We start from the raw sequence: 22,948 nt of genomic DNA on the forward strand, positions 1-22,948 counted from the left end.
CGATCAAGAGGAATCCATGAACACGATTGACAAGACCCCCGCCCGCTGCGGCCTGCGCAAAGCCGCCGCCGTGCTCGGCCTGCTGGCGATGACGGCCTCGGCTGCCAACGCCGCCACCTGGCTGGAGTGCGAAGGCAACAAGATCAAGTGGAACAACAACTGGACCAACATGTACATCAGCACCACGTCCTTCCCCGCCGGGTCGACGTGGGACAGCGATCTGCAGAACGCCATGTGGCACTGGAACAATGTCAAGGGCGCCGGCTTCAACTTCTACGTCGGCCGCGACACCGACGGTTCGCACTCGAAGGACAACGGCACCAACGAGATCTACATGCACGGCTCCGAAGTGGGCTCGGCGCTGGCGGTGACCTTCAGCCGCTACCACTGCTACTGGCTGTTCGGCTACCAATACGGTCGCGACGAAGCCGACATCGCCTTCAACAGCAACCTGAGCTGGAACACCGGCAAGCTGAACTACGCCAGCCTCGGCTCGCCCTACAACTTCGAACTGGTGGCGCTGCACGAGTTGGGCCACGCACTGGGCCTCGGCCATTCGGACGGCGTGCAGGCGACGATGAACTCGTACTACGCCAATGGCGGCCCGCTGGGCAACAACAAGGAGGTCGATCCGCTGCCCGACGACCGCTCCGGCGTGCGTGCGCTGTACCCCGACGGCACGACCGCGGCCGATGTCGCCAGCTCGCCGTTCAAGCGCACCGGCACCGGCACCTCCGGCCTGGTCAGCTCGCCGACCTCGGCCGCGCGTGGCTCGTCGGTCAACATCGGCTACACCTTCGCCAACCTGGGCACGGCCACCGCGACCTTCAACATCGGCTTCTACCTGTCGACCAACAGCATCATCAGCACCGGCGACCGGCTGCTGGGCAGCAACACCGGGGCCTGGGCCTCGGCCGGCGCGCTCGGCACCTACACCCGCACGCTGACGATCCCGGCCGACGTGGCCCCGGGCACCTACTACCTGGGCTTCCTGGTCGACAAGGACTCGGGCATCGCCGAGGCCAACGAAAGCAACAACGGCCAGCCGATGCCGCGCTCCATCACGATCTATTGACCCCACGGCCCCCTGCCAGGGGCCTGCCCCCCGCGGGGGCTGAGCCCGGACATCAAAGGTCCAGTGGACCTTTGATGCCTGGCGAAGGGGCGGGGAGAGCGCAGACACAGACAGTCCAGTGAACTGTCTGTGCGAGCGAGCGGCCCGCCGCGGTCTGCAAGACCGCGCAGTGGACCGGCAAAGCCGGATCCACGCACGCCACTTGAGGACGGCGGCTCCTGCGGAGCGTCTGTGGCGGGCATTCGTCACTCAAGCTCTCCGCGCATGAACTCACCCAGCCCACCGTCGTGGGCTCGCGGGGCCCGCTTCCAAGCCGGAAGCCTGGCCCCGCACCTCTTTTGGGTCAGGTCAACCCCGTCTCGGCGGCCGATCCGCCGGCCCGCATAAAATCGCCGGTTCTCCCCCGCTTCCCCCCGACCGGCCCCGCACCGGGGCCCTGGACCGCCCATGGCCGCTGACACCACGCTCCCCCGCAAAGAAGAACCCCTGCAGATGGCCGACGCCATCCGCGCGCTGGCGATGGACGCCGTGCAGCAGGCCAACTCCGGCCACCCCGGCGCCCCGATGGGCATGGCCGAGATGGCGCAAGCCCTGTGGGGCCGCCACTTCAAGCACCACCCCGGCAACCCGCATTGGGCCGACCGCGACCGCTTCGTGTTGTCCAACGGCCATGCGTCGATGCTGATCTACGCAGTGTTGCACCTGACCGGCTACGCGCTGCCGATCGAACAGCTGAAGGCCTTCCGCCAGCTGCACAGCATGACCCCGGGCCATCCCGAGGTCGACGTGACGCCCGGCGTCGAGACGACCACCGGCCCGCTCGGCCAGGGCATCACCAACGCGGTCGGCATGGCGCTGGCCGAGAAGCTGCTGGCAGCAGAATTCAACCGTGACGGCCACACGATCGTCGATCACCACACCTACGTCTTCCTCGGCGATGGCTGCCTGATGGAAGGCATCAGCCACGAGGCCTGCGCGCTGGCCGGCGCCTGGAAGCTGAACAAGCTGATCGCGCTGTACGACGACAACGGCATCTCGATCGACGGCCAGGTCACGCCCTGGTTCATCGACAACACGCCGCAGCGCTTCAAGGCCTACGGCTGGAACGTCATCGACGCGATCGACGGCCACGACGTCAACGCCATCGACGACGCGATCGCCAAGGCCCGCACCGCGGGCGACAAGCCGACGCTGATCGTCTGCAAGACCGCGATCGGCAAGGGCTCACCGAACCGCGCCGGCACCGCCAAGGCCCACGGCGAACCGCTGGGCGCCGACGAGATCAAGCTGACCCGCGAGGCGCTGGATTGGGCCCACGAGCCGTTCGCGCTGCCGGACGAGATCCTGCACGCCTGGGACGCGCATGACGCCGGCGCAAAGGTAGAAGCCGACTGGAACACCCGTTTCGCGGCTTACGCCACCGCCTTCCCCGAAGCGGCCGCCGAGTTCACTCGCCGCATGGCCGGCGACCTGCCGAAGAACTTCGCCGAACTCGCCGTCGAAGCGGTCGGCAGCGCCCACGACAAGGCCGAGACCGTTGCCAGCCGCAAGGCCAGCCAGATTGCGCTCGAGCACTTCACCGCCGCGCTGCCCGAGCTGCTGGGCGGTTCGGCCGACCTGACCGGCTCGAACCTGACCAACACCAAGTCGACACCGGCGCTGCGCTTCGACACCAAGACTGGCGCCGTCGTCAAGAACGAAGCCGGCCAGATCGGCCGCCACATCAACTACGGCGTGCGTGAATTCGGCATGGCCGCGGTCATGAACGGCGTCGCGCTGCACGGCGGCTACATCCCCTACGGCGGCACCTTCCTGACCTTCAGCGACTACAGCCGCAACGCGATCCGCATGGCCGCGCTGATGAAGCGCCGCGTGATCCACGTCTTCACGCACGATTCGATCGGCCTGGGCGAAGACGGCCCGACCCACCAGTCGGTCGAGCACGCCGCCAGCCTGCGCCTGATCCCGGGCCTCGATGTCTGGCGCCCGGCCGACACCACCGAGACGGCGGTCGCCTGGACGATGGCGCTGGCCAACAAGCACCGCCCGAGCGCACTGCTGCTGTCGCGCCAGAACCTGCCCTACGCACCCAAGCAGGACGCCGACGTGATCACCCGCGGCGCCTACGTGCTGGCCGAGCCGAGCGAAGTCGGCCTGAAGAAGGCTGCGCAGGCCGTGATCATCGCCACCGGCTCCGAAGTGCAGCTGGCGCTGCATGCGCAGCAACTGCTGGCGCAACACAAGGTCGCGGTGCGCGTCGTCTCGATGCCGTCGACCACCGTGTTCGACCGCCAGAACAGCGACTACAAGACCGAGGTGCTGCCGGCCAAACTGCCGCGCATCGCGATCGAGGCCGGCGTGACCGACTTCTGGTGGAAGTACGGCTGCGCCGCCGTCGTCGGCATTGACCGCTTCGGCGAATCGGCCCCGGCCGGGGTGCTGTTCAAGCACTTCGGCTTCACGGCGGAGAACCTGGCCTTGACCGTGCGCAAAGTTCTCGCAAAGTAACTCGACCAGGGGCAGACTGCAAAGTCCGCCCCTCGTTGTTTCGGATCACCATTCCACGTTTCGACAAACCGCCACTTTAGGAAGACTGACATGACGATCAAGATCGGTATCAACGGATTCGGCCGCATCGGCCGCATGGTGTTCCGTGCCGCAGTGCAGAACTTCGCCAACGACATCGAGATCGTCGGCATCAACGACCTGCTGGAGCCGGACTACCTGGCCTACATGCTGAAGTACGACAGCGTGCACGGCCGTTTCAAGGGTGAAGTCGCGGTCGACGGCAACACGCTGATCGTCAACGGCAAGAAGATTCGCCTGACCGCCGTCAAGGATCCGGCCGAACTGAAGTGGAACGAAGTCGGCGCCGACATCGTCGTCGAATCGACCGGCCTGTTCCTGACCAAGGAAACCGCCGAGAAGCACCTGGCCGCCGGCGCCAAGAAGGTGATCCTGTCGGCCCCGTCGAAGGACGACACGCCGATGTTCGTCTACGGCGTCAACGACAAGAGCTACGCCGGCCAGGCGATCATCTCGAACGCCTCGTGCACGACCAACTGCCTGGCCCCCGTCGCCAAGGTGCTGAACGACACCTTCGGCATCAAGCGTGGCCTGATGACCACCGTGCACGCCGCCACCGCGACGCAGAAGACCGTCGACGGCCCGTCGAACAAGGACTGGCGCGGCGGCCGCGGCATCCTCGAGAACATCATCCCGTCGTCGACCGGCGCCGCCAAGGCCGTCGGCGTGGTGATCCCCGAGCTGAACAAGAAGCTGACCGGCATGGCCTTCCGCGTGCCGACCTCCGACGTGTCGGTGGTCGACCTGACCGTCGAGCTGAACAAGGAAGCCAGCTACGAGGACATCTGCAAGGCCATGAAGGCCGCGTCGGAAGGCGCGATGAAGGGCGTGCTGGCCTACACCGAAGACAAGGTCGTCGCGACCGACTTCCGCGGCGAGTCTTGCACCTCGGTATTCGACGCCGAAGCCGGCATTGCGCTCGACAAGACCTTCGTCAAGGTCGTGGCCTGGTACGACAACGAGTGGGGCTACTCGAACAAGGTGCTCGAGATGGCGCGGGTTATTGCGAAATAAAAGCCCCCACGGTCCCTTCCGGGGCCTGCCCCCCAGGGGGCTCGCGCAGCGGACCGGCGGAGCCGGTTCCGCGCACGCCACTGGATAGGAAGAAGGGCCACCCGAAAGGGTGGCCCTTCTTCTTTCTGGGGTGCGGCGTTGGGGTGTGATATTTGCTGTTTTGGTAAGAATGGGGCGCTGGCCTAACTTTCAATTAGGGGGATATTGACTCTTTCGTACAGTTTCCGGTGGGTGCGTCATGTTTAAACGTTAGCGTTTCTCCACACGCCGATTCAGGGAGTTTTCAACGATGAACGTCGTCCGATCCATCTTCGCGCTGACCACCCTTGCGGCAGCCGCCGGCACCTGGGCCGCCGAACCGGCCACCTACCACTGCGAGCGCCTCGCCATCCCGGCCGGCTTCGCCTACGACATCAACGACCGTGGCGTCGTGGCCGGCACCGTTTTCGTCAAGCGCGAAGGCTGGTACCCCGCGGTCTGGCGCCATCGCAAGTTGGAAACCGTGCCCCAGGTGGTCGGCTTCGAGAAGGGCATCAACGTCGCCTACGCCATCAACCGCAAGGGCGATCTGGCGGGCTACGTCAGCGACCAGGGTCCTTCGCAGGCCGCCGTCTGGATCGATGGGGTCGGCCAAGTACTGCCGACGTTCCCCAACGCAGCCACGCCGGCCAGCGAGGCCGTGGCGATCAACGACCGCGGCCATGTCGTCGGCTCCAGCACCAATGCCCAGTCCGTCTTGCATGCGACGCTGTGGAAAAACGGCCACGCGATCGACCTCGGCGCGCTGGAGAGCAGGCACGGCATCCACAAGACCCGCAGCTACGCCAGCGACATCAATGCCTCGGGCATGGTGGTGGGCAGCAGCGAGTCGCGCACTGCCTTGCGGCGCGCGGTGCAATGGACAGACGGTACCCGCGGCAGCATGGTGGACCTCGGTGCCACGGCCTACGGGGACCAATCCGAAGCCCTGGCGGTCAACAGCGCGGGCGTGGTGGTGGGTTACAGCACCATCGGTGACTTCTCGCAGCCCAACCGCCCAATCGGCTGGATCGACGGCGTGAGCTTCGACCTGAAGCCGTTCGCCGGCGCCAACAGCTCGGAGGCCCGGGACATCAACGACGCCGGCACGGTCGTGGGCAGCCGCGATGACGGCGCGCTGGGCGCCGCAATCGTCTGGCCGCACTACGGCGACTCACCGATCGACCTGAACACGCTGCTCGACGCCGACGGCTGCCGCGGTTCGAACGGCCGCATCTATCGCCTGACCAGTGGCATCGCCATCAACAGCAATGGTGAGATCCTGGCCGGCAGCTTCGTGTTTCCGCACGACGCGACGTTCAGGTTGGTGCCGCTGAGCAAGCACCGCTGAGGCGCCGACCCGCCATCCCGGCGGGCGCGCGGCTCAGGCGTCGAAATGCCGCGCCAGCACCGGCTGCACGCTCGAATGGTTTTCGATGCGCTTGAGCAGCGCGCTGAACTCGGGGCGGTTCTTCGCCAGGTGGGCGCGGGCGCCTGACCATTTCGAGACCACGGCGGCCATCAGGTCGAGTGCGCCGGGCATCGTGTTGCCGCTGAGGAACGGCGTTGCCGGGAACTGGTCGGCAAATATTTCCCAATGGCGGTGCAGCATGCGGCGCGCCGCTTCGCGCACCGAAGCGCGGGCCTCGTCGCCATCCTCGGTCGTGAAGCGTTCGGGGTAGTCGCTGGCGGTGATCGCGCTGTAGCAGTTGGCGGCGATGAAGACCAGGCCGCGCAACGTCTGGGCGCGAGCGCTCTCGTCGGCTGGCAGCAGTGCGCTGGGCGGGTGCTGCAACCCGAGATGGATCAGGATCGCCGCGCTCTCCGTCATCACGCTGCCGTCGGGCAACACCAGGGTCGGGATCTGCGCCAGCGGGTTGACGCGGCGCAGCTCGTCGATGGCTGAATCTTCTTCCCAGGCCGACGCCCGGACCTGGCGGAATTCGAGCCCGCATCGTTCGAGTGCGGCTTCGACGATTGCCGAGCCGCTGCCGCGTGAGCCATAGAGTGTGTACATGGTGGCCTCCTGTGGGGTGAGGGGGGAGAACGACAACAAACTGCTCAAGTCAGGACCAGCGGCAGGCTGCGCAGCCGCTGGCCGGTGAGTGAAAACAGCGCGTTGGCCAGCGCCGGCGCCACCGGCGGCAAGGCCGGCTCGCCCATGCCCGTCGGCGCGCGGGTGCTGTTGACCAGGTGAGTCTCGACCACCGGCGCATCCCGCAGCGCCAGCAGCGGCTGGTCGGGGAAGTTGCGCGCCTGGACCTCGCTGCGCACGATGTCGATGCGACCGTGCAACGCCGCGGTCAGGCCGAAGACCACGCTGCCCTCGACCTGCTGCGCAATGCCGTCGGGGTTGACGACGGTGCCGCAGTCGACCGCGCAGACGACACGGTGCACCCGCGGCTTCCTCTTGCCATCGACAGCCTCGACCGAGACGTCGAGCACCATCGCGACGATGCTGCCGAAGCTCTCGTGCAGGGCCAATCCGCGGGCCCTGCCGGCCGGCATCGGGCGGCCCCAGCCGGCCTTGTCGGCGGCCAGTCTCAGCACCGCGGCGTGGCGCGGCATGCCGCTCAGCAGACCGAGGCGAAACGCCAGCGTGTCGGCCTTGGCCTCATGGGCCAGTTCGTCGATGAAGCTTTCGCTGAAGAACGCGTTGTGCGAATGGCCGACCGAGCGCCAGAAGCCGATCGGCACGCCGCTGTGCGTCGCCACATGGGCCATGCGCTGGTTCGGCGCCTCGTAGGGCAGGTCGAACAAGCCCTCGGCGGTCGTCTTGTCCGGCATGTCCACTGGCCCGGCCAACACGGGCAAGGTGCGCTCGATCCAGCGTGGGCCGATCGCGTCGCCGGCGCTGTGGATCGTCAACGTCTGCAACCGGCCGTTCGCGTCCAGCCCACCCCGCAGCAGCGCCGCGCCGGCCGGACGATAGAAGTCGTGCGTGAAGTCCTCTTCGCGTGGCCACACCAGCTGCACGGGCCGGTTATTGGTCTCCAGCGCGACCCGCACCGCCTGCGCGACAACGTCGACCTCGAGCCGGCGGCCGAAGCCACCGCCGAGGTAGGGCACATGCAGCGTCACGCGCTCGGGCTCGACGCTGGCGATGCGCGCGGCCGCGTCACGCGCCGGGCCGGGCACCTGCGTCGGCGCCCAGACCTCGACCGAGCCATCGGCATGGACCTGCGCCGTGCAGTTCATCGGCTCCATCGTCGCGTGGGCCAGGTAGGGCGCACGGTAGACAGCTTCGTGCCTACGCGCGGCCTGCGCCAGCGCCTTGGCGCCATCACCGCGCGAATGGAAGCCGAAGCCGTCGTCGTTGTCGGCCGCGGCGCGCGCCTGGATCTCGAGGCGGTCGAGGATCGCCGCCGAATCGAGCACGCCGCCGGCCGGTGGCCGCCACTCGACCTCCAGCGCCGCCAGGCCCTGGCGCGCATGCCAGGTGCTGCGCGCGACCACCGCCACCGCATCGGTCGAACCGGCCAACGGCCGCAGCCGCACGACACGCTCGACACCGGGCTTCTGCATCGCCGCCGACGCGTCGATGCGGCCGGGCGCGCCCCCGATCGCCGGGGCGTGGCGCAGCACCGCATAGAGCATCCCCGGCAGGCGGATGTCCAGGCCGTAGCGCGCCTGGCCGTTGCTCTTGGCCACCGCGTCCAGCCGCGGCTGCGGGCGGCCGATGCGCTTCCATTGGGCGCGCGGCTTGAAGCGCACGTCGCCGGGCCGCGTGTTCGCCGCGGCCGCGGCCAGGTCGCCATAGGGCGCCCTGTCGTGGCCGGCGATGTGGATCACCACGCCGTTGTCGACGCTGAACTCGGCCACCGGCAGCTTCCAGCGCAACGAGGCGGCGCCCAGCAGCTGCGCGCGTGCGGTGGCGGCGGCCAGGCGCAGTGGCTCCCATGCGTCGGCGAGGGTCGATGAGCCGCCGGTCACCACAATGCCGAACTCACGCGCAAGCTTCTTCACCATCCACTGGCCCAGGCGCGCACCGGTCGTCTCGTGGCCGGGTTCGGTGCTGGCGGGGTGCAGCGGCAGGCTGCCGACGAACATGGCGACGTTGCCGTAGATCGCGTCGTGCGGTGCCTGCACCGGTGTCACGCGCTCTGGCGCGACGTCCATCTCTTCGGCCACCAGCAGCGCCAGCGCGGTGTGCACGCCCTGGCCCATCTCGACGAACGGCGTCGCGAACTGCACGCTGCCGTCGCGCAGCACCTTGATCCAGCCGTTCAACGCGACCTCGCCGGGCGCCTCGGCCAGCAGTTCCGCGCGGCCCAGGCGGCCACGCGGCGGCAGGCCGGCCCAGCCCAGCAGCAAGGCACCGGCGCTGCCCACGCCGGACAGCAGCAGCACGCGACGCGTGGTTCTCATGTCTGCGTCCCAGGCCTTGGGCCCGACCCTCCAGGAGCGAAGCAGCCCCCTCGGAGCAACCGTGCAAGGCTCATGCCTTCTTGCCCGACTGCAGCAGCGCCGCCGCGGTGTGGATCGCAGCGCGCACGCGCGGGTAGGTGCCGCAGCGACACAGGTTGGTGATCGCCGCGTCGATCTCGGCGTCGCTCGGGTTCGGGCTCTTCAGCAGCAGTGCGGCGGCGGCCATCAACATGCCGCTCTGGCAGTAGCCGCACTGCGGCACGTCGTGCTGCGCCCAGGCCTGCTGCAGCGCATGCGGCGCATCGGGCTGGCCCAGGCCTTCGATCGTCCTGATCTGCTTGCCGACCACGGCCGCGACCGGCGTCACGCAAGATCGGGTGGCCTGTCCATCGACCTGCACGGTGCAGGCGCCACAGGCCGCGACGCCGCAGCCGAACTTGGTGCCGGTCAGTTCCAGCACATCGCGCAGCACCCACAGCAGCGGCATCTCCGGCGCGATGACGGCGTCGTCCACCGCCGTCTTCCGGCCATTGATCGTCAACTCCATCGACCCCACACTCCAACGCCCGGCCGGGCGGCAAAAGGAGTGTGGCAGATCCGATCGGTCGAAATCAGGCCGGCGGCTGCACGCGCAACGCGGCTTGCATGAGTTGCACCCTGTTTCGGGCACCGAAGCGTTTACGCAACCGCCGCAGGTGGTAGTCAACGTTGTGGCGCGAGATGTCCATCCGCGCCGCGATCTGTTTGTCGCCCATGCCACGTGACAGCAGGTCGAGAATCTGCGCCTGCGTCGGCGAGAGCTCGCCGGTCGGGCTGTCTTCGTCGCCGGCGCCCGACAGGCCGGGCAGCGTGCCGTGGAACTCCTCCAGGCACAGCGCCAGCATCAGCACCCGGCCCAGCGCCGCGTCGTCCAGGCGGCCGACGCAGGCACCCCGGCTGAGCAGGCTGACGAAGCGCCGGGCCTGGCCCGGCAACGCCGGCAACGCCAGCATCAGGCCGCCGACCACGCCGCGCTCGTGCAGGTCATCGACCAGCGCACACAGGTCGGCCTTCTGGGCCGCCGCCACCGGCTGACGCACCAGCTCGTTGAGCGTCCACACGCAAGGCAGGCTGCTGCGCTCGATCGCACGCAGGCGCGGGTCGACGTCCTGGTAGCGACGCGAGAAGTAACGCTCGATCCAGGCCGTGTCGGCGTACTGGCCGCAGAACGAGCGCACGACCGGGGTGCCGCGACTGATGTCCAGGCTGCCAAAGCCGATCTCGTCGAAGCCGAGCGTTTGCAGCTCGGCCTGCACCAACTCGCGGCGGCGGCGCTCGCTGCCGGCGGCCATCAGGGCCTCGAGCAGGCGCGGACGCATGCACCAGGGGGCCGGCCCGGCCTCGATCGCCTTCGACGGGCCGGTCACCAGCAAGGGTTCGAAGTCAGGGTCGAACGCGCCGTTCGCGCTCAGCCCATGAAAGTCCCGGGAGTTCAGTTCCAGCACGCTGTCTCTCCTCGTCGAGCACGTCGCTCATGAGTCAATGAAGGGCCGCTCCCGAGTTGACTCAACCCCCTTGGGGGGCGGAAACGTCGAAGACGTTTCCTGGGGGCGCTCCCTTGACCAAAGCGCAAGCCGCGGCCGCGACGGCTCACGCCGTTGCAATTGGCAACCGCCGATACAGGCGAGACCGGCTCCGCAAGCGCCACACGACGCCAGGATGGAAACGATTACGAGCGGTCAGGGCTTGGTAACAACCCCAGGCGACCCCTCCCAGCCCAGCGCCCGCGCCAGCGAGCCGGCCAGCGGGTCGGGCACGGTCTGGTCCAGCGGCACGGTGCGGTCGATCTGCTCGGTCAGCTCGTTGAGCTGCACTTGCGGCAGCGTCTGCGCTTCGGCCAGCGCCCGGATCTGCGCCGCGATCTCGCCCCGGCCCTTGGCCGCCACATAGGCCCCTTGCCCCTTGCCCAGCCGCATCAGCGCGATCGCGACCCCCGGCGTGTGGATCACGACGTGCGCGAACTTCATGCGGTCCGGCAGCGCGCTGAACAGCGCCTCGTGGCGCAGGCTGCGGCGCTGGTTGCGCACATGCGGGTCGCCCTCGTCGTCACGGTGCTCGCGCTTGACCTCTTCCAGCGACATGCGCTGCTGGCGCAGGTGGTCGAAACGCTGGAATGCGAGGTCGGCCGCCGCGACCAGCGCGAAGATCACCGCCGCCCAGGCACTGACGCGCGACAGCAGCGGCCCGGCCACGTCGAGCACCTTCAGCGGCGGCGCGTTGCCCAGCCGCACCGCGCTGTCGAGCGACCAGCGCACGCTGGCCCAGATCACGCCGCCGAGCAGCAACGCCTTCAGCACCAGCATCGCCAGGCCGAAGGCATTGCGCCAGGCGAAGATCTGCTGCAGCCCGTTCACCGGGTTGAGCCGGTTCAGGTCCGGCTGGATGCGCTGCCAGGCCAGCAGCGGCCCGACCTGCAGGAACGATCCCACCGCCGCCCCCACCGCCGCCAGCAGCAGCGCCGGCAGCGCGATCTGCGCCAGCGTCAGGATGGCCTGCGTGACGAAAGGGCCGAGGAACTCCGGCCCCTGCGCCCAGGCCACCGGGTCGACCGCCCGGAACCACAGGCTGCGCACCGCCGGCACCAGCGCGTTGGCCGACCAGACCACGCCGAGCATCGCGCCGACGAAGGCCGCGGCGCTGGTCAGCTCGGCGCTGCGCGGCACATCGCCCTTGCGGCGCGCCTCGCGCAGGCGGCGCGGCGTCGGCTTGAACTTCTTGTCGCTCATCGCAGCGCCGGTGCTCCTTCAGCGCTCGGCCAGGCTGCGCCAGACACTGAGCACGTTGGTGCCGGGCCGCACGAATTCGAGCAAGGTCTCGTGCAGCAGGCTCAGGCAGATCAGCAGCATGAAGATCGCGACCAGGCTCTTCAGCGGCTGTGCGATGACGAAGACGTTGAACTGCGGCACGAAGCGGCCGAGCAGCCCGAGGCCATAGTCGACCAGCATCAGCACCATCAGCACCGGCGCGCCAAGCTTGACGATCCAGTTGAACAACGAATCGGCCTGATGGATCGCGAAGGCCTCGAGCAGGCGCGGCAGATCAGGCAACGGCGCGGCGAGCGGCCAGATGCGATAGGACTCGGCGAGCAGCGCGACGACGCCGGTCAGCCCGCCGGCACTGACGAACAGCACCGCCATCACCCAGCCGAGGAACTGGCCGGTCGGCCCGCCCTCGTGGCCGAACGCCGGGTCGAAGAACTGCGCGTTGGCGGCGCCGGTGTGGAAGTCGACCAGGTCGCCGACGCTGTGCACTGCCCAGATGAACACCCCCAGGCCCAGGCCCAGCAGCAGGCCGATCAAGCCCTCCTTGGCGGCGATGACCATGGCCTGCACCGGCGTCACCCCTTCGGCCGAGCCGGCCAACGGCAGCATCAGCATGCCGAGCAGGAACACCAGGCCGCGCCGCACCGAGCCGGGGACCATCGTGCGTGACAGGAACGGCACGACCATGAACAGCACGAACGGGCGCGGCAGCAACAGCACCATCGCCAGCGCGTCGCGGTGCCATTGCGACAGCACGGGGCTCAACCAGGCCATCATGCCGCCGGCATCGGGCGCCAGGCTCTGCGGATCCATCGGCGTCACCCGTTCAGCGGCCGCTGCGCCACCAGCGCAGCGGAGCCAGGTCTTCGAGCTGCTGCTCTTCGGCCTGCTGCGCGGCGGCGGCGGCGCGGGCCTGGGCGCGCTCGATCATCTGCTGCGCGCGGTCGTGGTCCTGCGCGGCGCGGCGGGCACCGGCCTGCGCGCCGCGCGCAAACATCTGCGCCTGCATCGCCTCGGCGTGGGCCAGCAGCGCGAGGCGGCGGCCGTCGTCGATGCGGCGCTGCAATTCGCCCGACCAGGCGTGGCCATCGCGCCAGTCCGCGGCCGACAGGGTCGCGCCGCGGGTCTGGCGCTGCGCCGCGCTGTGGCGCAACCGGGCATCGGCCTGCTGCCGCACCTCGGCGTCCTGGCGCTGCGCTTCGCCTTGCCGCGTGCGCCAGTCGGCCGCGGCCTGGGTTGCTCGGGCCACCGCCAGGCGCTGGCGCCGCTCGCGGATCTGGCGGATCTGCTGCCAGCGCTTGTCGTCGAGTTCGGCCATCGGGTCAGCGGCCTGCCAGGGCCTGCAGCGCCGCGACGGCATCGCGCCAGCCGATGGCCTCGGCCTCTTCCTGGCGCAGCATCGCATCGATCCCGGCCTTGCTGCGCACCGCGGCGTCGGCCTCGGCGTCGGCGCCGGGCCGGTACTCGCCGATCTGCAGCAGCAGCTCGACTTCCTTGTAGCGCGCCATCAGCGCGCGCACGCGGCCGGCCGCACGGCGGTGCTCGTCGTCGACCACCCGCGGCATCACGCGGCTGATGCTGCCGAGCACATCGATCGCCGGGTAGTGGCCGGCGCCGGCCAGCTCGCGCGACAGCACGATGTGGCCGTCGAGGATCGAGCGCACCTCTTCGGCGACCGGGTCGTTGTCGGCCTCGCCTTCGGTCAGCACGGTGTAGACGGCGGTGATCGTGCCGCGCGCGCCCGGCCCGGCGCGTTCGAGCAGCCGCGGCAGCATCGCGAACACCGACGGCGGGTAGCTGCGCCGCGTCGGCGGCTCGCCGCAGGCCAGCCCGATCTCGCGCTGCGCGCGCGCCAGCCGCGTCAGCGAGTCGACCAGCAGCAGCACCCGCTTGCCCTCGTCGCGGAAGTGCTCGGCCACCCGCGTCGCCGCCTGCGCGCAGCGCAGCCGCTCGGCGGCCGGCCGGTCGGAGGTCGACACCACCATCACGCAGCGTTCACGCCGCGCGCCGATGCCGGTGTCGAGGAACTCGGCGACCTCGCGACCCCGCTCGCCGACCAGCGCCACCACCACCACATCGGCTTCGCAGTGGCGCGCCAGCATGCCCAGCAACGTGCTCTTGCCGGCGCCCGGCGGCGCGAAGACGCCCACACGCTGCCCTTCGCCGAGCGTCAACAGCGCGTCGAGCGCACGCACGCCGGTCGGCAGCGGCTTGGCGATGCGCTGGCGCGCCAGCGCCGGCGGCGGCGCGGCCTGCACCTCGGTGCGCACGCACGACAGCAACGGCCCGCCGCCGTCGATCGGCTCGCCCATCGAGTCGAGCACGCGGCCGAGCAACCCCGGCCCGACCGGAAACTGCGCCGCATGGCCGGTCGGCATCACCGCCGCACGAGCCGTCAGCCCATCGATCGCACCCATCGGCGCCAGCAGCGCGGTGCCCTGTGCAAAGCCGATCACCTCGGCCAGCAGCGGCGCCGCCTGGCCGACCGACAGCTCGCAGACCTCGCCGACCCGCGCCAGCAGGCCGGTGGCCTCGATCGCCGGCCCGATCGCCTTGGTGACCTGGCCGACGACGCGCGCCGGCGGGGCCTGCGCCAGGCGCCGCCGCAGGTCGGCCAGCGGGTCCAGCGTCGGCAGCGGCACGACGGCCAGGGGGTCGGGGCTGGTCATCGGTCGGCTCGGTTCGACGGCATCAGCGTGCCGGCGCATGCAACGCACGGCGCAGCGCTTCGATCTGCGCCTGCAGGCCCATCTCGACCCGGCCCGACGCGGTCTGCACCCGGCACTCGTCGCCGGTCAGGCTCTCGTCGACGACAACCCGCACCTGGCCGCCGTGGCGCGTGCCGTCGAGGACGCGGCGCACGGCGATCTCGGCCTCTTCACGCGCCCCGGCGGCGACCCACAGCGTGACCACCGGCTCGTCGGCCCACATCGCCTCGAGCCGGCGCAACACCGCCTCGTAGCGCAAGGCGGGCGGCAGCTCGCCGAGGCACTGCGCCAGGGTCTCGACCACCAGCTGGGCCATCGCCTCGCGTTGCGCGTAGACCGCGTGCTCGGTCGCCCAGGCCTGCGACAGATGACGCCGCGCATGGTCGGCCTGGGCCTCGCGCCAGCCCTTGTGGTAGCCGTCGCGCAGGCGCTGCTGCACATCGCGGTCGGCGTCCTTGCGCACGCGCGAGGCTTCGCGTTGCGCGGTGCCGATCACCTCGTTGGCATCGAGCAGCGCGCCGTATTCGTCGGCCTTCAGCACCTTGCGCTCGCTGAGCAGGTGCAGGTGCTCGGCGGTGATCAGAAAAGCCAGTCCCATGATCCAAACCTTTCCGGCAACGCGCACATGAACAGCAGCTCTTCGTAGACGACGCGTCGCTCGGCCGACATGACCGGCGGGCTCGCCTGCGCGATGCTGCGCGGGAACTTGACCCGCGCACTGCGCCACAGGCCGTCGCCCTGGCTGGCCAGCAGGCCCAGCATCAGCTGGTAGCTGCGCCGCACGACCGTGCGCCCGGCCGCGCGCGGGCGCTGCACCAGCGCACGCGGGCTCATCGCGAGCGCCGGGCACGACGGCCAGCGCGACAAGGCAAAGTCCGGCAGCTCGCGGTCGAGCCGCTTCGCCTGGCGCCACATCTCCAGCGCCAGCCCGGGGGTTTCGAAGTGGTCGCGGTGGGCCACGAAGCCGGCGAACAGGGCCAGCCGGCGCAGCGCCGGGCCGTCCATCCAGGCCAGCCGCTCGATCGGGCCATCCGGCCGGGCGGCAGCCTGCGCGGCGTCGGGCACGGCGTGGGTGCGGCGCAGCCAGGTCGAGCCGGCCTGGTGGCCGCCAGGCCCCAACGCCATGATCCCTCGCGTGCGCCAGCCGGGCGGCCACCAGCTGACATGCGCATCGAGCGATGGACGGGTGGCAACACGCACCCGCGCCCGCAGCGCCCGCATGGCGGGCGTCGGCACGGCCGGCGGTGCTGCCGTGGTGATCATTTCACCAACCCCGCCCGCCGCAGCCAGACCCGCAGCGGCAGGCCCGAGCGGCGCAGCAAGTAGGGCAGCGTGACCACCGCCGCCGCGCCCAGCAGCGCGACGATGGCCAGCGTCGCCAGCGCGGTGTTGCTCAGGCCCAGCGGGCCGGTCGCATCGGCCGCGGCGCGCGCGCGTGCCGAGGCCGTGCTGATGATCTCGCTGGCTGGCACCAGCGTCAGCGAGACCTGCTCGTAACTCAGGCCTTCGACGCTGTGCGCAACGAGTTCCTTGACCGCCGGCGCCAGCAGGCGCAGGTCGGTGCCGGGCCGGTGCTTGATGAAGACCGCCGCCGAGCTGGGCTTGAGCTTGTCGCTCAACGGGTCGTTGGCCGGGATCACGACGTGCACCCGCGCCGAGACGACGCCATCGATCTCGGCCACCGTGCGCGACAGCTCCTGCGACAGGCCGTAGATGTAGCGCACGCGCTCTTCGGCCGGCGTCGCGACCAGCCCCTGCTTCTGGAACACCTCGCCCAGCGAGGCATGGCGCGGGCCCGGCAGGCCACGCTCCTGCAGCACGTCGACAGCGGCCGGCAGGTCGCGCTCGTCGACCTGCAGCTGCCAGCCGGCCTCGCCGGCCTGGACCTTGACCGCGTCGATGTGCGCGTTGGCCAGCGCGGCCAGCATCTGGTTGGCCTCGGATTCGTTCAGGCCCGAGTACAGCTCGACGCGGCAGCCGGCCAGCGCCAGCACCAGCACGGCGGCCGACCACCAGGCGTGCTTGCGCGGGCGGTTATTCATTGCTGCTCAACAGCTGGTGGAAAGTGGTGTTGGCGGCACTGGCCAATGCGCTGGTCACCGACAACATCGTGCTTTCGCTGGCCAGCTGGATGCTGGTCTGGATCGCGAAGGTGCTGACCCGCTGCAGGCCCTCGACCGACGCGTCGTTCAGCGTCGCTTCATCGGGCAGGCCGGGCACCAGCTGTTGTGCGGTCGGCTCGGTCGCGGCGCGGGCCGGCGCGATCACGCTGTTGGTCAGGTGGTTCAGCAACTGCATCGGGGCCGACGTGCTGCTCGTGCGCTCGGCGCGCACGCCGTGGCCGACGGCCTCCGGCGCCTGCGCCGCCTGGTGCAGCGCCTGCAGCGATTGGTTCAGCAGCGGCTCGCCAGGCGGCATTGCTGCGCCGGGCAGCGTGGCGCCGCCGGCGGCGTGGGATGCAGGCGCCGGCATGCCGGTGCCAACGGCGGACACGGGGTCGATCGGTAGGGCCATGGATGCCTCCTGCGGTGCTGCTGAGAAAAAGGGGGGGAAACGAGAACGGAGAAAGGCCGGGACGACCGGCCGGGCGCCTGCGACGGCGACGGTGCCCGGTCGCCCCGGCGAAGGCTTATTCCTTCACCTTGGCCGACTGGCGCAGGTCGCCGCCCATCTGGGCAGCCAGGTCGCCACGGGCCTTGGCGGCGCCGGTGATGGACGAGGTTTGCAGCTGGATCGATGCCATCTTGATCGATGCCATCTGGGCTTCTTCGGCCCGCTTCTGGAAATCGTCCACGGCGCCAGGAACGGTGCCACCGTCAACGGGTTGGGCGGTATTGGCCATGCTTAACTCCTGTGATGAATGTTGGAAACAGACGGGGGACACAGCAGGCCGCTAGGCCCGCGAGATTCCCGCCGCCGGGGCTGCAGCACCCGGCAGGCGGAAATGGGGAATGGGTCGCGACGCGCAGGTCACGGCCCATCGTGGTTCTCCTCGTTGGCCTTCGGCACCGCGAGGTCGTCGGCGCTCACCGGCCCGAGCGCACCGCCGTTGCGCAGTGGCGCGCCTTCGAAGTAGCGGTCGCCGTTGGCCAGCTGCACGAAGCGCAGGCCGTCGGGGCCTTCGGTGATGCTGACGACGCGCGCCGGCAGGCGATCGGCCCAGTCGGGCGCCGCACCGGCCTTGGCCACGCGTGCGACCGGCTTGTAGTGCAACTCGTCGTCGACCACCACCATCGGGTACAGGTCACGCGTCAGCCGCTTCACGCGTTCGGGCGTGCCGGCCTGGTCGGTCGCGCCGGTGAGCTGCAGGTGGCCCTGGCCGCGGTAGCTGACCGCAACGCCCGGGTCGGCGAGGAATTCACGCGCCCGACTGACCACCTCGTCCAGCGGCGTGACACCGACCTGCACGCGGCCGCCGACACCGCCCACGGCCTGCGCCAGCGCGCGTTGGCGGGCGGTCGATTCGACAAAGCCTGTCAGGCGCACGGTGCCTGACGCATCGGGCGGCTGGGCGACCACCTCGGGGAAGTCGCGCAGCAAGGTGCGCAGACGCGCAGCGTCCAGCGCCGGGCCCTCGTCGCCGGCACTGCGCGGGCTCGGCCGCCAGGCCAGTGCCGCCGCGGTGACGCCGAACGCCGCCAGCACCACCACCACCATTGCGCGTGGCCACCAGCGGCCCGAAGCCTTCTGCATCGCGGCGCGCGCAGCGGCCGCAGCCTCCTCGTCGAGAAACATCGAATCGGGTGCGTCGTCGGCCGGGGCCTGGGCGTACTCGCGGTCGATCTGCATGTCGATCGAGCCGACGCGCAGCACGTCGCCCGGCACCAGGCTGCGCCGCTCGGCGGTCATCGGCGCGCCGTTCAGCTCGACCGCCGCATCGCCGAGCCGGCGCACGGTCAGCGCGACCTCGCCGGCGGTCAGCGACAGGTGCTGGCCGCGGGCATCGGTGTCGGGCAGCAGCACCTCGCATTCAGGCGCCGAGCCGAGCGTGTTCGCGCCAGCCTTCAGCGTGATGCGGCGGCCACGCATGCCGCTGCTCAAGAATCGCAGGCACCAGGCGTCGTGCGGCGTCGGTTGACTCATGTGCGCTCCCCAGGGCCTTCGGCCCGTCCCTCCGGGAGGGGGTGAGCCCCTGCGGACGGCGGGGCGGGACTGGCGCTTCCCCGTAGGCCTTCGAATCGGCGCTGACTCATGACCCGCTCCACGGCATCGTCTCGGCTTCGCGGCTCAGTGGCGTGGGACGCACGTTGGCGGCCGAGCCGACCGGCACTTCCTGCGACGGCAGGCTCGTTGGCGCCGCCCCGGTGACCGCGGCGTCGGGCATCACGAAACGCGGCGTCAGCAGGTAGAAGCGTTCGAGCTTGCCGCCTTTGTCTTCCGAGTACTTGAACAGCCGCCCGATCACGGGAATGGCCGACAGCCCCGGCACGCCCGAGTCGGCCGTGCTCTTGCTCTCGCTCGAATAACCGGCGATCAGCAGGCTCTTGCCTTCGCCGATCATGGCCTGGGTGTTGACGCTGCGCCGGCGCACGATCGGGATGTTGTCGACAGTCTCGGTGGCCAGGCTGTCGTCGCCGATGTTGATCGCCAGCTTGACGCTGTTGCTGCCTTCCTCGTCGATCACCAGCGGCGTCACGCGCACGTCGGTGCCGGCGCTGATGGTGTACAGGCTGGAATCCTGGAAGCCCGGCACCTTGACGTAGAACTCGCTCTTGTTCTGCAGGCTGGCCTCGGTGTTGTCCAGCGTCAGCACCTTCGGCCGGGCAACGAACTTGGCGCGGCCGTTGCTTGCCAGCGCGCTGACGCGGGCGAGCAGGAAGTCGCGCATCTCCTTGCCCAGCGACGCGGTGATCACGACGCCCGACGGCACCGTCAGCCCAGTCTGGCCGGCGGCGGTCGTGGCGCCGGACCAGGTCAGCGGTGGGTTGCTGCCGTTGCCGGTCTGCACGTCCATCTGCGTGCCGTGAGCGCGCCAGTCGACACCGAGCTTGTCGACCGAGTCGTCGCTGACGTCCATGATCGTCAGCTCGATCTCGACCAGCCGCGGCTTGGCATCCATCGACGCGATGAGCTTGGCGTACTGCGCCATGCGCTCGGGCACATCGCGGATCAGCACCGCGTTCATCCGCGCATCGGCCTGGAACTGCGGCCCGTCGATCGCCGCGCCCCACGCGCCGTTGGCATCGGCACCATCGCTGGCTGCGCCATCGGCCGCGCCCGTGTTGCCGGCGTTGGCGGCGGCCGCCGCCGCTGCCTTGGGGCTCTTCATCTTCGGCACCGCGGCGGCACCGCCCGCGCCGCCGGACGACGACACCGACGGGCTGCGCGCGCCGTAGAGGCTGCGCAAGGTCGTCACAACGCCGGGCACGACCTGGCTGCCCCCGTCGCGATTCAGCCGCAGGTCGTTGGCCCAGGCGTAGCGCAGCGGGAACATCTTCACCTCAGCGTGGTCGACCTGCGAGGCGCGGTAGTCGATCGACTTGACGATCTGCCGCACCATCTCGACATAACGCTTCGGGCCGCTGACGAAGACGCTGTTCTCGTTCTGGCTGATGACCAGCGGGTAGCGCTTGTCCCAGACCTGCAGCTTGTTCAGCGTGTCGGCGATGCGCGGCGCATTCGAGCCCAGGATCGGCAGCACCTCGTTGCGCGCATCGGCGGCCAGCTCGACGAACAGCAGCGAGCCGTCGAAGTACCAGGTCAGCCCGTAGTTGGCGCAGACCGCCTCCAGCACCGCCTTCGCGTTGCTCGCCCGGCCACTGCCCACGGTGTTGCCGAAGGTGCCGCTGATGACCCCGTCGATCTTCGGATCGACCACCGCGGTCGTACCCTGCGACGCCGCCAGCTCGCGCAGGAAATCCGCCAGCTTCTTCTCGCTCGCGACGATGCGCACCGGCTTGTTCGCCGACCACCGCAGTTCAGCTGCGTGAGCCATGCCGGCCACGCACAGCGCAGCCATCGCGACAGACCGCAACGCCTGCATCGCACCGCGGCGCTGCACAGCAGTCGCCGCAGCGCGGATCCGGCTTGGCCGGTCCGCTGCGCGAGCCCCCTCGGGGGGCAGCCCCCGGAGGGGGCGTGGGGGCATCATGTTGCGCTTCATTTCAAGTGTTCCATCCACTCGAAGGCCCGCTCGGCGAAGCGCAACACCTCGCGGCCCAGCCAGCTGACACCGATCATCAAGCTGATCAGCACGACGACCAGGCGCACCGACTGGCCGATGCTCTGGTCCTGAATCTGCGTCACGGCCTGCAGGATCGCGACGCCCAGGCCGGCGATCGTCGACACGATCACCAGCGGCAGGCTGACCCACAGCACCACCGACAACGCGTCACGCGTCAGGCTCAGCAGGTCATGCCCCATGCGCGGCCTCCGTGCCCGTGACCCAGCCGACCGGCTGCAGCGTGATGTCGTCATCGACCTCCTGGTACGACAGCACCGGCAGCTTCGGCAGTGCCGGCGCTACCAGGTTGCGCACATAGCGCCGCACCGCACTGGAGACCACCACCACCGTCGTCGCTGGTGCGCCATCGACCAGGCTGCGCAGTTGGTCGAAGATCGCCTGCTTCACTGCTGGGTCCAGCAGCAGCCGGTTGCCCAGCGCCGTGCGTTCGATCGACGCCTCGATGCGGTCGATCAGCTGGGTGTCGAAGAGCACCGCGTGGATCTCGCGCTGCGGCGTCGCGTGCAGGCTCGTGATGTAGGGGCCGAGGTCGGCACGCACCAGCTCGGTCAGCGCGATCGAGTCTTCCTCGCGCGGCGCCCAGCGCACCAGGCTCTCGAAGATCGCCTTCAGGTTGCGCACCGGGATGTTCTCGGTCAGCAGGCGGCGCAGCGTCTCGGCGATCTTCTGCACCGGCACCACCCGCGTCACCTCCACCGCCAGCTCGGGCGCCTGCGCCTGCATGCCGTGGATCAGCTGGCGCACCTCTTGCAGCCCGATCAGCGCCGGCAGGTGCTGGCGGGCAACGCGCTCGACCAGCGCAGCCAGCGGCGCCTCGGGCCCACCGGTGGCCTGCGGGTCGATCAGTTGGGTGGCCTGCACGACGTCCTGCACCAGCACCGCGACCTGGCCTTGCGGCACCGCGGCCGACGCCGAGATCTGGATGCGTGGGAACACCGGCCCCAGCTCGGCCTCGACGCGCCGGCGGGTGTCGATCAGCAGGCGGTCCAGCTGCGCCGGATCGATCAGTGCGTGCAGGTCGGGCGCCAGCCGCAGCGCGACCGGGAAGGTCAGCGCGCCCCCGGCCACCACGCCGCTGGCGCCGCTGTCGGCATCGTCGTGGAAGATCCATTCCGGCGTGTCGCCACGCTGGCGGTGCCGCCGCGCGGCCCAGGCCAGGCCGAACAGCAGGACCAGCCAGACCACGAAGGCCCAGGCCGGGAACCCCGGCGCGAACATGAAGCTGGCCACCGCCAGTCCTGAGATGAACAGCGCCCGCGGGTGGTTGGCGAACTGGCCCAGCATCTGCGCTGCCAGCGGCTGCGACAGCGAGTCGGTGCCACCACCGCCGCAGCGCGTGATCACGATGCCGGCCGCGATCGAGACCAGCAGCGACGGGATCTGCGAGACCATGCCGTCGCCGACGGTCAGGATCGCATAGCGCTGCACCGCATGGCCGATGTCCATGTCGTGCATCAGCGTGCCGACCGCGACGCCCCCGAGGATGTTGACCGCCGCGACGACCAGACTGGCGATCGCGTCGCCCTTGACGAACTTCATCGCGCCGTCCATCGCGCCGTGCAGCTGGCTTTCCTGCTCCAGCTGCGAGCGGCGGGCCTGGGCCTGCGCGTTCGACAGGTTGCCGGCGCGCACTTCGGCGTCGATGCTCATCTGCTTGCCGGGCATCGCATCGAGCGCGAAACGCGCGCCGACCTCGGCGACCCGCTCCGAGCCCTTGGCGATCACGATGAACTGCACGATCGCGACAATCAGGAACACCACGCCCCCGACGACGACGTTGTTGCCGACGATCAGCTTGCCGAACGCATCGATGATCTGGCCGGCGTGCGCATGCAGCAGGATCAGCTTGGCCGACGCGATGTTCAGCGCGAGCCGGAACAGCGTCGTGAACAACAGCAGCGACGGGAAGGTCGACAACGACAGCGCCGAGCCGACATACATCGACACGATCAGCAGCGCCACGCTGATCGACAGGTTGGCCGCGATCAGCAGGTCCAGCGCCGCCGGCGGCAGCGGCAGCATGAACAACGCGACGATGCCCACGAGGAACAGCGCCAGCAGCGCATCGCTGTGGCGCATCGCCGCCATCAGCGGCGAACGCGGCCGCTGCGCTGCGGTGGTTCCTGTGAACAAGGGCATGGGATCGGCCAGGGTGAGGTGAGGGTGGCGATATTGACGACGAAGGGGCGGCCCC

At 69.8% G+C, this 22,948-nt stretch carries 21 protein-coding genes; 4 read left to right on the forward strand and 17 right to left on the reverse strand.

The annotated features are described in order from the left end of the window. The first annotated feature begins 16 nt into the window (after nucleotides 1-16). The 4 genes from VFY73_RS28245 (at nucleotide 17) to VFY73_RS28260 (ending at nucleotide 6,044) form a co-directional block, all read left to right on the forward strand. Nucleotides 17-1,075, forward strand: a complete 1,059-nt coding sequence (locus VFY73_RS28245; RefSeq protein ID WP_329724922.1) for a matrixin family metalloprotease — start codon at nucleotides 17-19, stop codon at nucleotides 1,073-1,075. Between the two features lie 447 nt (nucleotides 1,076-1,522). Continuing rightward, entirely contained in the window at nucleotides 1,523-3,583 is a 2,061-nt protein-coding gene (gene tkt, locus VFY73_RS28250; protein ID WP_329724923.1) for a transketolase, read from the forward strand. A 90-nt stretch (nucleotides 3,584-3,673) separates the two neighbouring features. Next, on the forward strand, nucleotides 3,674-4,675 hold the full coding sequence (gene gap, locus VFY73_RS28255) for a type I glyceraldehyde-3-phosphate dehydrogenase (RefSeq protein WP_329724924.1): 1,002 nt from the start codon (nucleotides 3,674-3,676) through the stop codon (nucleotides 4,673-4,675). A gap of 289 nt (nucleotides 4,676-4,964) precedes the next feature. Beyond that, the gene (locus tag VFY73_RS28260) at nucleotides 4,965-6,044 is read left to right on the forward strand and encodes a DUF3466 family protein (protein WP_329724925.1); all 1,080 of its coding nucleotides are present in this window, start codon (nucleotides 4,965-4,967) and stop codon (nucleotides 6,042-6,044) included. A 33-nt stretch (nucleotides 6,045-6,077) separates the two neighbouring features. Here VFY73_RS28260 and VFY73_RS28265 read toward each other — a convergent pair whose 3' ends face one another. The 17 genes from VFY73_RS28265 to VFY73_RS28345 all read right to left on the reverse strand — a co-directional run bounded on the left by VFY73_RS28265 (nucleotide 6,078) and on the right by VFY73_RS28345 (nucleotide 22,893). Further along, entirely contained in the window at nucleotides 6,078-6,710 is a 633-nt protein-coding gene (locus VFY73_RS28265; RefSeq protein WP_329724926.1) for a glutathione S-transferase family protein, read from the reverse strand. A gap of 44 nt (nucleotides 6,711-6,754) precedes the next feature. Further along, a complete protein-coding gene (locus tag VFY73_RS28270; RefSeq protein ID WP_329724927.1) occupies nucleotides 6,755-9,061 on the reverse strand; it encodes a xanthine dehydrogenase family protein molybdopterin-binding subunit in 2,307 nt (768 codons plus the stop codon). A 70-nt stretch (nucleotides 9,062-9,131) separates the two neighbouring features. Next, a complete protein-coding gene (locus tag VFY73_RS28275) occupies nucleotides 9,132-9,608 on the reverse strand; it encodes a (2Fe-2S)-binding protein (protein ID WP_329724928.1) in 477 nt (158 codons plus the stop codon). A gap of 64 nt (nucleotides 9,609-9,672) precedes the next feature. Beyond that, a complete protein-coding gene (locus tag VFY73_RS28280; RefSeq protein WP_329724929.1) occupies nucleotides 9,673-10,545 on the reverse strand; it encodes a helix-turn-helix transcriptional regulator in 873 nt (290 codons plus the stop codon). 234 nt (nucleotides 10,546-10,779) lie between these two features. Then, nucleotides 10,780-11,826 (reverse strand): EscU/YscU/HrcU family type III secretion system export apparatus switch protein, encoded by a 1,047-nt coding sequence (locus tag VFY73_RS28285; protein ID WP_329724930.1) that lies wholly within the window; start codon nucleotides 11,824-11,826, stop codon nucleotides 10,780-10,782. 18 nt (nucleotides 11,827-11,844) lie between these two features. After that, entirely contained in the window at nucleotides 11,845-12,675 is an 831-nt protein-coding gene (gene sctT / locus VFY73_RS28290; protein WP_329724931.1) for a type III secretion system export apparatus subunit SctT, read from the reverse strand. A gap of 13 nt (nucleotides 12,676-12,688) precedes the next feature. After that, a complete protein-coding gene (locus tag VFY73_RS28295; protein ID WP_329724932.1) occupies nucleotides 12,689-13,180 on the reverse strand; it encodes a hypothetical protein in 492 nt (163 codons plus the stop codon). 4 nt (nucleotides 13,181-13,184) lie between these two features. Continuing rightward, entirely contained in the window at nucleotides 13,185-14,531 is a 1,347-nt protein-coding gene (locus VFY73_RS28300) for a FliI/YscN family ATPase (protein WP_329724933.1), read from the reverse strand. A 22-nt stretch (nucleotides 14,532-14,553) separates the two neighbouring features. Then, nucleotides 14,554-15,168: an HrpE/YscL family type III secretion apparatus protein gene (locus tag VFY73_RS28305; protein ID WP_329724934.1), complete on the reverse strand. Its 615-nt coding sequence runs from the start codon at nucleotides 15,166-15,168 to the stop codon at nucleotides 14,554-14,556. After that, nucleotides 15,150-15,833 (reverse strand): hypothetical protein, encoded by a 684-nt coding sequence (locus VFY73_RS28310; protein ID WP_329724935.1) that lies wholly within the window; start codon nucleotides 15,831-15,833, stop codon nucleotides 15,150-15,152. The genes VFY73_RS28305 and VFY73_RS28310 overlap by 19 nt, the downstream gene beginning before the upstream one ends. Continuing rightward, the gene (gene sctJ / locus VFY73_RS28315) at nucleotides 15,830-16,612 is read right to left on the reverse strand and encodes a type III secretion system inner membrane ring lipoprotein SctJ (protein WP_329724936.1); all 783 of its coding nucleotides are present in this window, start codon (nucleotides 16,610-16,612) and stop codon (nucleotides 15,830-15,832) included. The genes VFY73_RS28310 and sctJ overlap by 4 nt, the downstream gene beginning before the upstream one ends. Further along, the gene (locus tag VFY73_RS28320; RefSeq protein WP_329724937.1) at nucleotides 16,605-17,084 is read right to left on the reverse strand and encodes a hypothetical protein; all 480 of its coding nucleotides are present in this window, start codon (nucleotides 17,082-17,084) and stop codon (nucleotides 16,605-16,607) included. The genes sctJ and VFY73_RS28320 overlap by 8 nt, the downstream gene beginning before the upstream one ends. A 115-nt stretch (nucleotides 17,085-17,199) precedes the next feature. Further along, nucleotides 17,200-17,412, reverse strand: a complete 213-nt coding sequence (locus VFY73_RS28325) for a hypothetical protein (RefSeq protein WP_329724938.1) — start codon at nucleotides 17,410-17,412, stop codon at nucleotides 17,200-17,202. A gap of 128 nt (nucleotides 17,413-17,540) precedes the next feature. Continuing rightward, nucleotides 17,541-18,653, reverse strand: coding sequence for an FHA domain-containing protein (locus VFY73_RS28330; RefSeq protein ID WP_329724939.1), 1,113 nt, complete (start codon nucleotides 18,651-18,653; stop codon nucleotides 17,541-17,543). A gap of 106 nt (nucleotides 18,654-18,759) precedes the next feature. After that, the gene (gene sctC / locus VFY73_RS28335; protein ID WP_329724940.1) at nucleotides 18,760-20,505 is read right to left on the reverse strand and encodes a type III secretion system outer membrane ring subunit SctC; all 1,746 of its coding nucleotides are present in this window, start codon (nucleotides 20,503-20,505) and stop codon (nucleotides 18,760-18,762) included. 164 nt (nucleotides 20,506-20,669) lie between these two features. Beyond that, entirely contained in the window at nucleotides 20,670-20,933 is a 264-nt protein-coding gene (gene sctS, locus VFY73_RS28340; protein WP_329724941.1) for a type III secretion system export apparatus subunit SctS, read from the reverse strand. Then, nucleotides 20,923-22,893, reverse strand: coding sequence for an FHIPEP family type III secretion protein (locus VFY73_RS28345; protein WP_329724942.1), 1,971 nt, complete (start codon nucleotides 22,891-22,893; stop codon nucleotides 20,923-20,925). The genes sctS and VFY73_RS28345 overlap by 11 nt, the downstream gene beginning before the upstream one ends. Nucleotides 22,894-22,948: the final 55 nt, after the last annotated feature.

It is taken from the genome of Ideonella sp., from assembly GCF_036277275.1.
Taxonomy (GTDB): Bacteria; Pseudomonadota; Gammaproteobacteria; order Burkholderiales; family Burkholderiaceae_C; genus Ideonella.